Annotated in this window: 8 protein-coding genes; 5 read left to right on the forward strand and 3 right to left on the reverse strand. The window is 53.3% G+C overall.

Features of this window, described 5'->3' with window-relative positions:
* Positions 1-94 precede the first annotated feature (94 nt).
* From RIN69_RS08210 to RIN69_RS08230, 5 genes are all read left to right on the forward strand, one after another.
* The gene (locus tag RIN69_RS08210) at positions 95-3,601 is read left to right on the forward strand and encodes a DNA translocase FtsK 4TM domain-containing protein (protein WP_313856743.1); all 3,507 of its coding nucleotides are present in this window, start codon (positions 95-97) and stop codon (positions 3,599-3,601) included.
* A gap of 128 nt (positions 3,602-3,729) precedes the next feature.
* Positions 3,730-4,341 (forward strand): outer membrane lipoprotein chaperone LolA, encoded by a 612-nt coding sequence (gene lolA / locus RIN69_RS08215; protein ID WP_313856744.1) that lies wholly within the window; start codon positions 3,730-3,732, stop codon positions 4,339-4,341.
* 7 nt (positions 4,342-4,348) lie between these two features.
* The gene (locus tag RIN69_RS08220; protein WP_313856746.1) at positions 4,349-5,692 is read left to right on the forward strand and encodes a replication-associated recombination protein A; all 1,344 of its coding nucleotides are present in this window, start codon (positions 4,349-4,351) and stop codon (positions 5,690-5,692) included.
* Between the two features lie 230 nt (positions 5,693-5,922).
* Positions 5,923-7,215, forward strand: a complete 1,293-nt coding sequence (gene serS, locus RIN69_RS08225) for a serine--tRNA ligase (protein ID WP_313856747.1) — start codon at positions 5,923-5,925, stop codon at positions 7,213-7,215.
* A 314-nt stretch (positions 7,216-7,529) separates the two neighbouring features.
* Positions 7,530-8,678, forward strand: coding sequence for an MFS transporter (locus RIN69_RS08230; protein WP_313856748.1), 1,149 nt, complete (start codon positions 7,530-7,532; stop codon positions 8,676-8,678).
* A 75-nt stretch (positions 8,679-8,753) separates the two neighbouring features.
* On the opposite strand, the gene pflA is transcribed toward RIN69_RS08230, so the two are convergent.
* The 3 genes from pflA to focA all read right to left on the reverse strand — a co-directional run bounded on the left by pflA (position 8,754) and on the right by focA (position 12,897).
* Entirely contained in the window at positions 8,754-9,494 is a 741-nt protein-coding gene (gene pflA, locus RIN69_RS08235) for a pyruvate formate lyase 1-activating protein (protein ID WP_313856749.1), read from the reverse strand.
* Positions 9,495-9,666: 172 nt separating this feature from the next.
* Positions 9,667-11,949: a formate C-acetyltransferase gene (pflB, locus tag RIN69_RS08240; RefSeq protein ID WP_313856751.1), complete on the reverse strand. Its 2,283-nt coding sequence runs from the start codon at positions 11,947-11,949 to the stop codon at positions 9,667-9,669.
* Positions 11,950-12,033: 84 nt separating this feature from the next.
* On the reverse strand, positions 12,034-12,897 hold the full coding sequence (focA, locus tag RIN69_RS08245; protein ID WP_313856752.1) for a formate transporter FocA: 864 nt from the start codon (positions 12,895-12,897) through the stop codon (positions 12,034-12,036).
* Between the last annotated feature and the right edge of the window lie 346 nt (positions 12,898-13,243).

Below are 13,243 nucleotides of genomic sequence, written 5' to 3' on the forward strand. Positions count from 1 at the left end.
GATTTCGGTACACTCCTGTGAATTCATACAGGTTCAGCGTCGGGCTTGCCCGGCGCTGTTGCCTTCCAAGTTTACAGGCACCTGGAGAGTACTCTTGAGCCAGGAATACACAGAAGATAAAGAAGTTACCTTGCAGCCGCTGAGTAGTGGACGTCGTTTACTCGAAGCGCTGTTAATTATTGTTGCTCTTTTCGCCGTTTATTTGATGGCTGCGCTGCTGAGCTTCAATCCTTCCGATCCCAGTTGGTCACAGACCGCCTGGCATGAACCGATTCACAATCTCGGTGGCGCGCCGGGCGCGTGGCTTGCCGATACATTGCTGTTTATTTTTGGCGTAATGGCCTATGCCATTCCTCCGGTTATTCTGGGACTTTGCTGGATCACCTTCCGCCAGCGTGACAGCCAGGATTACATCGACTATTTCGCGGTAGCATTACGCTTGATCGGCGTGCTGGCGCTGGTGATCACCACCTGCGGACTGGCGGCGATTAACGCTGATGACATCTGGTATTTCGCATCGGGCGGCGTAATTGGCAGCCTGGTGAGTAATGCGATGGCACCCTATTTTAATGGTGCGGGCGGAACATTAACCCTGCTGTGCGTTTGGGCGGCGGGACTGACGCTGTATACCGGCTGGTCATGGCTGATGATTGCCGAAAAAATTGGCGGCACGGTGATGGGCGTGCTGACTTTTGCCAGTAACCGCTCCCGCCACGATGAACGGTGGCAGGAAGAGGAAGAGGAAGAGGAAGACGATCAACCCCGCGCTGTTCCGGCACAGAAAGTGGCGGCGCATGATGACGACGACGTATTGCTGTCGGCACCGAAGCTAGTTGCCGCGCAACAGCAGGGCGAAGATGAAGACGCTGAAACGCAGGACCCACTGTTAGCGAAAGCCGCAGCGGCGACCACGGCTGCACTGGCGGCAACCGCGAATGCTGCGCAACGTGCGCCAGCACCTGAAGTGACGGCCCCGGATACGGCGGCAGAGCGTCCGGTTGCCGCAGCGGTTGCCGCACCTGCGATCGGCCAGCCAGCTCCGGCAGACGTCCCTGCGCCACAGCCTGAAGCGCCACCGGTGTATCGTTTTGAAGTACCGGACGAAACACCTGCGCCGAATCATCCGTTGGAGAGTGAAGATGATGGCCCGCGCATGGGCAACTGGCGTGACACGTCAGCATCTACCGCTTCACCGTTTGATTTCTCGGCTCCACAAGCTGAGCCGACGGCGATTGCCGCGAATTCGCCGCAGCCGGGCAGCGTTGCCGATGCCGCGAAGGTTGCAGCCAGTGCAGCGGCATTTATGCCGGGGTTCACTGCGACCAGCGGCAGCGACGGTAATCCACAGGTAAAACAGGGTATTGGCCCTGAACTACCGCGCCCAAATCCGGTGAAACTACCAACGCGTCGTGAACTGGCTTCTTATGGTATTAAGCTGCCATCCCAGCGCATCGCCGAAGAGAAGGCCAAAGAGCAGGAGCAACAGCTAGCGCCGCAGCCTGTAACGGCGGCTGTGCAGCCGGATGAAGATGAACAGGCGATGATGCAGGAGTCGCAGCTGCGTGAAGCCTTTATGACACAGCAGCAACAGCGCTATGGCGAAGAGTTTGCGCCGGAGCAAGAGGATGAAGAGGCGCTACAACAGGCGGTGCTGGCGCGTCAGTTCGCTGAACAGCAGCAACAGCGTTACACGCAAGAGCCGGCTCAGGCTGAACCGGTGCAGAGTTTCTCTTTAGACACGTCGCGTGCCTTTGACTTCTCGCCAATGGACGATCTGGTTGACGACGGCCCGACAGAGCCGCTGTTTACCCTGGATGCAATGCCGGAAGCAGAAGCCCAGCCTGAATATCATGTTGAGCCGCCGCAACCGGCTACGCCAGCCTGGCAGCAACCGGCTCCAGCACCAGCGGCACCACAGTACGCGCCGCAGTCCGCACCAGCGGCACCGCAGTATGCGCCACAGCCCGTTCAGCAGCCGACGGCATCGTCAGCGGCCAGCTGGCAGTCTGCACCCGCAGCTCAGCCAGCCGCTGCCGTGCAGAAACCCGCAGAACCTGCTGTCGACAGTCTGATTCACCCGTTCCTGATGCGTCACGAGCAGCCGCTGCATAAACCTGCCACGCCGCTGCCAACCTTAGATCTGCTGACCTCGCCGCCAGCGGAAGAGGAGCCGGTTGATATGTTTGCGCTGGAGCAGACGGCACGTCTGGTTGAGGCGCGGCTGGCGGATTATCGCGTTAAAGCCGAAGTGGTGGGCATTTCGCCAGGGCCGGTGATTACGCGTTACGAACTGGATTTGGCGCCGGGGGTAAAAGCTGCCCGAATCTCCAACTTGTCCCGTGACCTGGCGCGCTCGTTATCCGCCGTGGCGGTGCGTGTGGTAGAGGTGATTCCAGGTAAGCCTTATGTCGGACTGGAACTGCCAAACAAACGTCGTCAGACGGTTTACCTGCGCGAAGTGCTGGACTGTGCGAAATTCCGCGACAATCCATCGCCGCTTTCCGTGGTGCTGGGTAAAGATATCGCTGGTCAACCGGTGGTGGCAGATTTAGGTAAAATGCCGCACTTGCTGGTGGCGGGTACCACCGGTTCTGGTAAGTCAGTTGGCGTTAACGCCATGATTATCAGTATGTTGTATAAAGCCACGCCGGAAGAAGTGCGCTTTATTATGATCGACCCGAAAATGCTCGAGCTGTCGGTTTACGAGGGTATTCCGCATCTGCTGACGGAAGTGGTAACCGATATGAAAGATGCTGCTAATGCGCTGCGTTGGAGTGTCGGTGAAATGGAGCGTCGTTATAAGCTGATGTCGGCGCTGGGCGTGCGCAATCTGGCCGGTTACAACGAGAAGATTGAGCAGGCTGCGGCGATGGGCCGTCCGATTCCCGATCCATTCTGGAAGCCGGGCGACAGCATGGAAACCACACCGCCGGTGCTGGAGAAACTGCCTTATATCGTGGTGATGGTGGATGAGTTCGCCGACCTGATGATGGCAGTCGGTAAAAAAGTGGAAGAGCTGATTGCGCGTCTGGCTCAAAAAGCCCGTGCGGCAGGTATCCACCTGGTACTGGCGACCCAGCGTCCATCGGTGGATGTGATTACCGGTCTGATTAAGGCCAACATTCCGACCCGTATCGCCTTTACCGTATCGAGTAAAATTGACTCGCGTACCATCCTCGATCAGGCCGGTGCCGAATCGCTGTTGGGAATGGGTGATATGCTGTATATGCCACCGAACTCCTCGATACCGGTACGTGTGCATGGCGCATTCGTCCGTGATGAAGAGGTACATGCGGTGGTGCAGGACTGGAAAGCACGCGGTCGCCCGCAATATATCGACAGCATAACTGCTGGTGAAGAGGGCGAAGGTGGCAGTCTGGGTCTCGATACTGACGAAGAGCTGGATCCACTGTTCGATCAGGCGGTGGCATTTATCGTTGAGAAACGACGTGCGTCGATTTCTGGCGTGCAGCGTCAGTTCCGCATCGGCTACAACCGTGCGGCACGAATTATCGAGCAGATGGAGGCACAGGGGATTGTGTCATCACCGGGTCATAACGGTAATCGTGAAGTACTGGCTCCACCGTCTCATGAGATGTAATAGATCGCCTGGTATTGGCACGGACGGCATTACTGCCGCCCGTGCCAATGTTGTTTACCACACTTAAGGGCGGCGATATTGCTACCCGTGCCGATGATTTTCACGGCTCGTAACGACGGGATATATAAATGAAAAAATTATTACTTTCTTGCTGCCTGCTGGCTACCCTGACTTCGACGGCTGCACTGGCTGATGCTGCCAGTGATTTGCAGCAACGCCTGGGCAAAGTTAAAAGCTTCCATGCCAGCTTTACGCAGAAAGTTACCGATGCCAGCGGCTCTTCGGTACAGGATGGTGAAGGTGAGCTGTGGGTTCAACGGCCGAATCTGTTTAACTGGCATATGACAGCGCCGGATGAAAGCGTGCTGATCTCCGACGGCAAAACTTTGTGGTTTTACAACCCGTTTGTCGAGCAGGTCAGTGCCAGCTGGCTGAAAGATGCTACCAGCAACACGCCATTTATGCTGATTGCACGTAACCAGTCCAGCGACTGGCAGCAGTACAACATTAAGCAGCAGGGCGACAATTTTGCACTGACGCCGAAAAGCGCCGCCGGTAACCTGAAGCAGTTCACCATCAACGTTTCACCTAATGGCACCATTAATCAGTTCAGTGCCATTGAGCAAGACGATCAGCGCAGTTCTTATACGCTGAAAACCCAGCAGAATGGTGCAGTAAGTGCTGACAAGTTTACTTTTACGCCACCTAAAGGCGTGACGGTTGACGATCAGCGTCAGTGAGGTTTAAGTGAGTAATCTGTCCCTGGATTTTTCTCATAACGAGTTTCAGCCGTTGGCCGCGCGTATGCGGCCCAACACGCTGGCGCAATATATCGGCCAACAGCACTTGCTGGCAGCGGGAAAACCGTTGCCGCGCGCCATCGAAGCCGGTCACTTGCACTCGATGATTTTATGGGGGCCGCCAGGGACCGGTAAAACCACACTGGCAGAAATTATTGGCCATTACGGCAAGGCTGATGTTGAGCGCATTTCCGCCGTCACCTCAGGGGTGAAAGAGATCCGTGAGGCGATAGAGCGCGCGCGACAAAATCGTAACGCTGGCCGTCGCACCATCTTGTTTGTTGACGAGGTGCATCGCTTCAATAAAAGCCAGCAGGATGCCTTTCTGCCGCACATCGAAGATGGCACTATCACTTTCATCGGTGCTACTACCGAGAATCCTTCCTTTGAGCTGAACTCGGCGCTGCTGTCGCGGGCGCGTGTCTACTTACTGAAATCACTGACTACCGCTGATATAGAGCAGGTGCTTGAACAGGCGATGAGCGATAGTGAGCGCGGTTATGGCAGCCAGAATATTTTGTTGCCCGATAATACCCGCGCGATGATTGCCGAGCTGGTGAATGGCGATGCGCGCCGTGCGCTGAATACGCTGGAAATGATGGCCGATATGGCCGAAACCAATGCGCAGGGCCAGCGCGAACTGACACCGCAACTGTTGAATGAGGTTTCCGGTGAACGCAGCGCCCGTTTCGATAATAAAGGCGACCGTTTTTACGACTTAATTTCGGCGCTGCACAAGTCGGTGCGTGGTTCAGCACCCGATGCGGCGCTTTACTGGTATGCTCGCATTATTACCGCAGGCGGCGATCCGCTGTATGTCGCCCGACGTTTGCTGGCGATCGCTTCGGAAGACGTCGGCAATGCCGATCCGCGTGGCATGCAGGTCGCCATTTCCGCCTGGGATTGTTTTACCCGCGTCGGCCCGGCAGAGGGTGAACGCGCGATTGCTCAGGCGATTGTCTACCTTGCCTGCGCGCCAAAGAGCAATGCAGTGTATACCGCATTTAAAGCGGCAATGCGCGATGCGCGTGAAAACCCCGATTACGATGTGCCGGAGCACCTTCGTAATGCACCGACAAAACTGATGAAAGAGATGGGGCTGGGTGCCGAGTATCGTTATGCTCACGATGAACCTAATGCCTATGCTGCAGGTGAAAACTACTTCCCGCAACAGATGGCCCAAACGCGCTATTATCAGCCAACTTCTCGCGGTCTTGAGGGTAAAATTGGCGAAAAGCTCGCCTGGTTAACCGGTCAGGATCAAAATAGCCCGACAAAACGCTACCGCTAATTCAGACGTTGCGGTAAGGTTAGCAATGAATTCAACGTATTCGCCGGATATGCGGATGCGTCCCTCTAATTTATTACCCAACGTTATTGGAGTTGCAGCCAGGCAACACGCTCACCAATCACGATAAGCTGACTACGGTCAGGCCTTCGAATCGGTGAATACTGCTGATGCTGCTGCTGAAACTTCAGCAACTCTGGGTGTTACTCAACCATAATAATCACAGGATTAGCATGCTCGATCCCAATCTGCTGCGTAACGAGCCAGACGCAGTCGCTGAAAAACTGGCACGCCGAGGATTTAAACTGGATGTTGACACGCTGCGCTCCCTCGAAGAGCGTCGTAAAGTGTTGCAGGTCGAAACTGAAAATCTGCAGGCAGAGCGTAACTCCCGATCCAAATCCATCGGTCAGGCCAAAGCGCGTGGGGAAGATATCGAGTCGTTGCGTCAGGAAGTGAATACACTGGGCGAACGTCTTGACGCCGCCAAGTCTGAGCTGGATGCACTGCAGAATGAAATTCGCGACTTCGCGCTGACCATGCCTAACCTGCCGTCTGATGAAGTTCCGCTGGGTAAAGATGACAGCGAGAATCTGGAAATCAGCCGCTGGGGCGAACCACGTAAAATTGATTTTACCATTCGTGACCACGTTGAACTGGGCGAGATGGCACAGGGGCTGGATTTTGCCTCTGCGGTTAAACTGACCGGTTCACGTTTTGTGGTGATGAAAGGTCAGATCGCGCGTATGCATCGCGCACTGAGCCAGTTTATGATCGATCTGCACACTGAGCAGCACGGTTATCTGGAAACCTACGTGCCTTACCTGGTTAACCACGCCTCGCTGTACGGCACCGGTCAGCTGCCGAAGTTTGGCGAAGATCTGTTCCATACGCGTCCGCTGGAAGAAGAGTCAGAGAGCAGCAGTTATGCGCTGATTCCGACTTCAGAAGTGCCGTTGACCAACCTCGTGCGTGACGAAATTGTCGAGGAAGAGTCTCTGCCGCTGAAGATGACGGCGCACACGCCATGCTTCCGTTCTGAAGCCGGTTCTTATGGCCGTGACACCCGTGGTCTGATCCGTATGCACCAGTTTGATAAAGTTGAAATGGTGCAGATCGTTCGTCCGGAAGACTCCATGCAGGCGCTGGAAGAACTGACTGGTCACGCTGAGAAAGTGTTGCAACTGCTGAACCTGCCTTATCGTAAAGTGCTGCTGTGTACTGGCGATATGGGTTTCGGTGCGACAAAAACTTACGACCTTGAAGTCTGGCTGCCGGCGCAAGATACCTACCGTGAGATCTCTTCATGTTCGAATATGAGTGATTTCCAGGCGCGCCGTATGCAGGCCCGTTGCCGCAGCAAAACCGAGAAGAAACCGCGTCTGGTCCATACCCTGAACGGTTCCGGCCTGGCTGTTGGTCGCGCGCTGGTTGCGGTACTGGAAAACTATCAGCAAGCTGATGGTCGTATTCAGGTGCCGGAAGTATTGCGTCCTTATATGAAAGGGCTGGAATTTATCGGCTAACAGCGCTGAAAGTTTCATCGCTTCAGAAAGCCCGGCAACGATAAGTTGCCGGGCTTTTTTTACGACTATGAGTAAATTTTATCAGCAATAAAAATGATGGATCTCAACCGGCGATATTTGGCGAAAAATTCGATAAATCATAGAGATATTTCGCTTTGCGGGGGTTACCACATTTATCCGTAAGCCGTTGTAGATAAAAAAATTAAATCGGTCTCAGGCAAATCGTGCGATGGTCGATTTCTGTGCGTTGACATTAGCATTAGTAATGGCAATATGCGCGCCAAATCTCCCTGCTTACTTTGGCCGTTTCATCTATGTCCACCTGGTCTCGCCCTGTCATCTTGCTGCTCTGCGGCTTATTACTGTTGACGGTTTCAATTGCCGTGCTCAATACCTTAGTTCCACTCTGGTTGACGCACGATCGGTTGCCTACCTGGCAGGTCGGGATGGTTAGCTCATCCTTTTTTACCGGTAATCTCGCAGGAACGTTGGTGGCGGGTTGGTTAATCAAACGTCTCGGTTTTAACTACAGCTACTATCTGGCGACGGTAGTGTTTGCCCTTGCGACCGCATGGTTAGGAATGAGCAGTGGCTTTATGGCGTGGAGCCTCGGGCGTTTTGCTGCCGGGATGGGCTGTGCGCTGATCTGGGTGGTGGTTGAGAGCGCATTGATGTGCAGTGGCACGGTGCGCAACCGTGGTCAGCTGCTGGCGGCATATATGATGGTTTACTACCTTGGTACCGTCGTCGGTCAGCTGCTGGTCAGCAAAGTGTCGACAGAGCTGCTGAATGTTTTACCGTGGGTCACCGGCGTGATGATTGCCGCTATTCTGCCGCTGATATTTACTAAAGTGAATACCGGTGGTGAGGAAGAAGAGGCGCCAGGCCGCATGTGGTCGATGCTGCGCCGTCGTAGCGCACGTTTGGGTATCAACGGCTGCATTATCTCTGGCGTGGTTCTGGGGTCATTGTACGGCCTGATGCCGCTGTGGCTGTCACATCATGGCATGAGCGATGCTTCGGTCGGGTACTGGATGGCGCTGCTGGTCAGTGCCGGGATTATCGGACAATGGCCGGTCGGCCGCCTTGCTGACCGCTTTGGCCGCTTGCTGGTGCTGCGCGTGCAGGTATTCGTGATGATTGTCGGTGCAATTGCAATGTTAAGTGATGCTGCAATGGGCCCGGCGCTGTTCGTGCTCGGTTGCGCAGGCTTTACGCTGTATCCGGTGGCGATGTCCTGGGCCTGTGAGAAAGTGACCCGGCATGAATTAGTGGCGATGAATCAGGCGCTGTTGTTAAGTTACACCATTGGCAGCCTGGTGGGGCCTACCATGACGTCAATGCTGATGCAGAATTATTCGGACAATCTGCTGTTTGTGATGATTGCGGCGGTGGCGCTGGTGTATCTGGTGATGCTGCTGCGTAAAGCCGACCAGCACGCGACGCCAATTGCTCACGCCTGAATATGTTCAGGGGCGGCTAAAACGTTAGCCGCCCCTGACTGACAAAGATCTAAGAAGGCGTTTTCGCCGCCGGTATCAATACATTACCTTGTGACCATAGCCTTCAAGAATATGCTTTATGCGATCCATGGTGTCAGCTGTCGGTGGCTTGACGCCGTCCAGCTTGTACTCTTCGCCCATCGCAATCCATTTATGTTTACCCAACTCATGATAAGGCAGTAGCTCGATTTTCTCGACGTTGCCCATGTCGCGGGTAAATTCTCCCAGCTTGTGCGCTGAATCATCATCATCCGAATAGCCTGGAACCACGACATAACGGATCCAGGTCCGGATACCGCGTTTAGCAATATAGCGGGCGAAGTCCAGCGTGCGGTGATTAGAAACGCCGACCAGATTTTGATGGATATCATCATTCATCTGTTTCAGATCCAGCATCACTAAGTCGGTCACATCCAGCAGTTCATCAATTACCGGATCATAGCGGCGCACAAAGCCATTGGTATCGAGACAGGTATGAATACCTTCCGCATGGCAGGCACGAAACCAGTCGCGGACAAACTCCGCCTGCAAAATCGCTTCGCCGCCCGATGCGGTTACGCCGCCGCCGGAGGCATTCATAAAGTGGCGATAGGAAACCACATCCTTCATCAACTCTTCCACGGTGATCTCAGTACCGCCGTGGGTGTCCCAGGTATCACGGTTATGGCAGTACAGGCAGCGCATCAGGCAGCCCTGAAAGAAGGTGATAAAACGGATGCCGGGACCGTCTACGGTTCCGCAGGATTCGAATGAGTGAATACGACCGATAGCTGACATTGCGATGAGTTCTCCATGGTGAACCTGTCAGTGACAGGTTACGCAGTCTTTAAGCGCTGCGTTATGTAAGACTGTTTTGCCAGCGACCTGACGTGCAGATGGCTGGCAAAGCAGGCTTTAACTAAAAAGGCTCCACGGGTGGAGCCTTTGTTAAGCCCTCAGGCGACTAAGATTACAGCGACTTAGTGAAGGTACGGGTAATTACGTCCTTCTGCTGTTCTTTGGTCAGCGAGTTAAAACGCACTGCATAACCTGAAACGCGAATGGTCAGCTGCGGATATTTTTCCGGATTATCCATTGCATCCAGCAGCATCTCACGGTTCATCACGTTGACGTTAAGGTGCTGACCGCCTTCGATGCTGGATTCGTGATGGAAATAGCCATCCATCAGGCCAGCAAGGTTGGTTTTACGCACGTCGTCATCTTTGCCCAGCGCGTTTGGCACGATAGAGAAGGTATAAGAGATACCGTCTTTCGCGTAGGCAAACGGCAGTTTCGCCACTGAAGTCAGTGATGCAACCGCGCCTTTCTGGTCACGACCGTGCATTGGGTTAGCACCTGGTCCGAACGGTGCACCGGCGCGACGACCATCCGGTGTGTTACCGGTTTTCTTACCGTACACCACGTTTGAGGTGATGGTCAGTACTGACTGCGTTGGCACCGCATTGCGATAAGTTTTCAGCTGCTGAATTTTCTTCATGAAGCGTTCAACCAGATCACAGGCCAGATCATCAACGCGCGGGTCGTTGTTACCAAACTGCGGATATTCACCTTCGATTTCAAAGTCAATCGCCAGGCCATCTTCATCACGCACTGGTTTCACTTTAGCGTATTTAATCGCTGACAGTGAGTCAGCCGCAACGGACAGGCCGGCGATACCACATGCCATAGTACGATAAACATCGCGGTCATGCAGAGCCATCAGTGATGCTTCGTAGCTGTATTTGTCATGCATATAGTGAATGACGTTCAGCGCGGTCACATACTGTTTGGCCAGCCAGTCCATAAAGTGATCCAAACGATCCATCACGATATCGAAGTCCAGGACTTCATCCATGATTGGCGCTTCTTTTGGACCAACCTGCATTTTCATTTTTTCATCGATGCCGCCGTTGATGGCGTACAGCATGGTTTTCGCCAGGTTAGCGCGGGCACCAAAGAACTGCATTTGTTTACCGACGATCATTGGGCTGACGCAGCAGGCAATCGCGTAGTCATCGTTGTCAAAATCAGGACGCATCAGATCATCATTTTCGTACTGCACTGATGACGTATCGATGGAAACTTTCGCCGCGTATTTTTTAAAGTTCAGTGGCAGTTTTTCAGACCACAGAATGGTCATGTTTGGCTCAGGAGACGGGCCCATGGTGTACAGCGTATTCAGGAAGCGGAAGCTGGATTTACTGACCAGCGTACGGCCATCAACGCCCATACCTGCCAGTGACTCGGTGGCCCAGATTGGGTCGCCAGAGAACAGCTCATCATACTCAGGAGTACGCAGGAAACGCACCATACGCAGTTTCATTACCAGGTGGTCGATCAGTTCCTGTGCTTCTTGCTCAGTGATCTTGCCGGCTTTCAGATCGCGTTCAATGTAGATATCAAGGAAGGTCGAAACACGACCAAATGACATTGCTGCACCGTTCTGCGATTTAACCGCTGCCAGGTAGCCGAAGTATGTCCACTGTACTGCTTCCAGCGCATTCGTAGCCGGGCCGGAGATATCGCAGCCATATTTTGCTGCCATCTCTTTAATTTGCGCCAGTGCATGGTGCTGGTCAGCAATCTCTTCACGCAGACGGATAGTGGCTTCAAGATCAACGCCATTTTCCATATCGCTCTGCAGCGAAGTGAACTGGGCGAATTTATCTTTCATCAGGAAATCGATACCGTACAGCGCAACGCGGCGGTAGTCACCGATGATGCGTCCACGACCATAAGCATCAGGCAGGCCGGTCAGCACGCCTGATTTACGGCAACGCAGGATATCCGGGGTATACACATCGAATACGCCCTGGTTATGGGTTTTACGATATTCGGTGAAGATTTTTTTCAGGGACGGATCCAGCTCGCGACCATATACTTTACAGGAACCTTCAACCATCTTGATGCCGCCAAACGGAATCAGGCCGCGTTTCAGCGGAGCTTCAGTTTGCAGGCCGACGATTTTTTCCAGTTTCTTGTTGATGAAACCGGCGTCGTGCGAAGTAATAGTTGATGCGAGGTCGGTATCAAAATCGACCGGCGCATGGGTGCGGTTCTCAATTTTGATGCCTTCAAGAACGCTTTCCCACAGCGCGGTGGTGGCTTCAGTGGCACCGGCGAGGAAAGACTCGTCACCTTCATACGGCGTGTAGTTTTTCTGAATAAAGTCGCGCACATCGACGGCATTCTGCCATTCGCCCGCGGTGAAAGTTTCCCAGGCTGAGGCCAATTTTTGATTAAGCTCGGTCATTTGATACCTACCTTATTTGTGGAGTTCTTTCGTCGTTCCGGTCGTCTGAACAGACGGCCGGTTCAGTATGCTTAAGCCCGGCGGCTAGTGTTGATGTTTATCGCCGCCGCGTAAATAGATAACCCAATAAGTGAGTCCGACCAGAATACCGCCACCGATAATGTTGCCGATGGTGACAGGAATCAGGTTGTCGACAATAAAGTTGCTGACGGTCAGGCTGGAGAACTGATCGGCGGTAGCGCCTGCTGCCTGCCAGAACTCGGGTGAAGCGAAATCGCGGATGACGATAGCCATCGGGATCATAAACATATTGGCGATGCTGTGTTCAAAGCCGCAGGCGACAAACATCGCGACGGGCAGCACCATCGCCAGCATTTTATCTGTCAGCGTGCGGCCGGAATAACTCATCCATACCGCCAGGCAAACCATCAGGTTAGCCAATGTGCCCAGACAGACAGCCTCGATAAACGAGTGATGCATTTTATGATCGGCGGTTTGCAGCACGTTAAGGCCCCATGCGCCGTTGGCCAACATATGTTCACCGGAAAACCAAATCAGGGCGACAAAGAACAGTGCGCCAAACAGGTTGCCGATGTAAACGTTAATCCAGTGACGTGCCAGCTGTAACCAGCTGATGCGACCGCTGGCTTTAGCCACCACAATCAGCACGGTAGAAGTAAACAGATCCGCGCCGCAGACCACTACCAGCATTAATCCCAATGAGAAACAGATGCCGCCGACCAGTTTTGCCAGGCCCCAGGGTACTGCGCCTGTACCGGTGGTGACGGTGATATAGAAGACAAAGGCGATGGAAATAAACACGCCAGCGGTGATAGCCAGGAAAAAAGTAGTAAGCGGTTGTTTGGTCGCTTTATATACTCCCGCTTCTTCAGCGACTTTAGCCATCGCGGCGGGTAACAGTAGGTCGAACGGATTGTCAGCTTTCACACTAACGTTCTCCTGAAATTTGTCAGCAACGAGATACTAACAAAGGAGTATAGGGTAGAAATTGATATGGATCATACCGGATAAGATTATCGTCTTAAAAACCCTAAAAAATTGCGGGTTAATTGATCTATATTGTTGATTTTGTTGATAAAAAAATATTTGAAATTGTGCAATAAAAGTTGAAAATAACACGTTTTGCTAAAGTGTCAGTACAAGAATTATCCGCCAGGTTATATAAAAAGGCTATTTCAGGGCGATATTACATACAAAGAATGACAGTTTACTGACTTTTATTTTCAATAATTGCGGCAGGCGGAGTAAATGAGGGACAAAATTAATAAAACGG

This window comes from Winslowiella toletana (assembly GCF_032164335.1).
Lineage (GTDB): Bacteria > Pseudomonadota > Gammaproteobacteria > Enterobacterales > Enterobacteriaceae > Erwinia > Erwinia toletana_A.

Coding starts and splice junctions, on each gene's coding strand:
- lolA (WP_313856744.1), top strand. CDS start 3,730: ATGAAAAAATTATTACTTTCTTGCTGCCTGCTGGCTACCCTGACTTCG.
- serS (WP_313856747.1), top strand. CDS start 5,923: ATGCTCGATCCCAATCTGCTGCGTAACGAGCCAGACGCAGTCGCTGAA.
- RIN69_RS08230 (WP_313856748.1), top strand. CDS start 7,530: ATGTCCACCTGGTCTCGCCCTGTCATCTTGCTGCTCTGCGGCTTATTA.
- pflA (WP_313856749.1), bottom strand. CDS start 9,494: ATGTCAGCTATCGGTCGTATTCACTCATTCGAATCCTGCGGAACCGTA.
- pflB (WP_313856751.1), bottom strand. CDS start 11,949: ATGACCGAGCTTAATCAAAAATTGGCCTCAGCCTGGGAAACTTTCACC.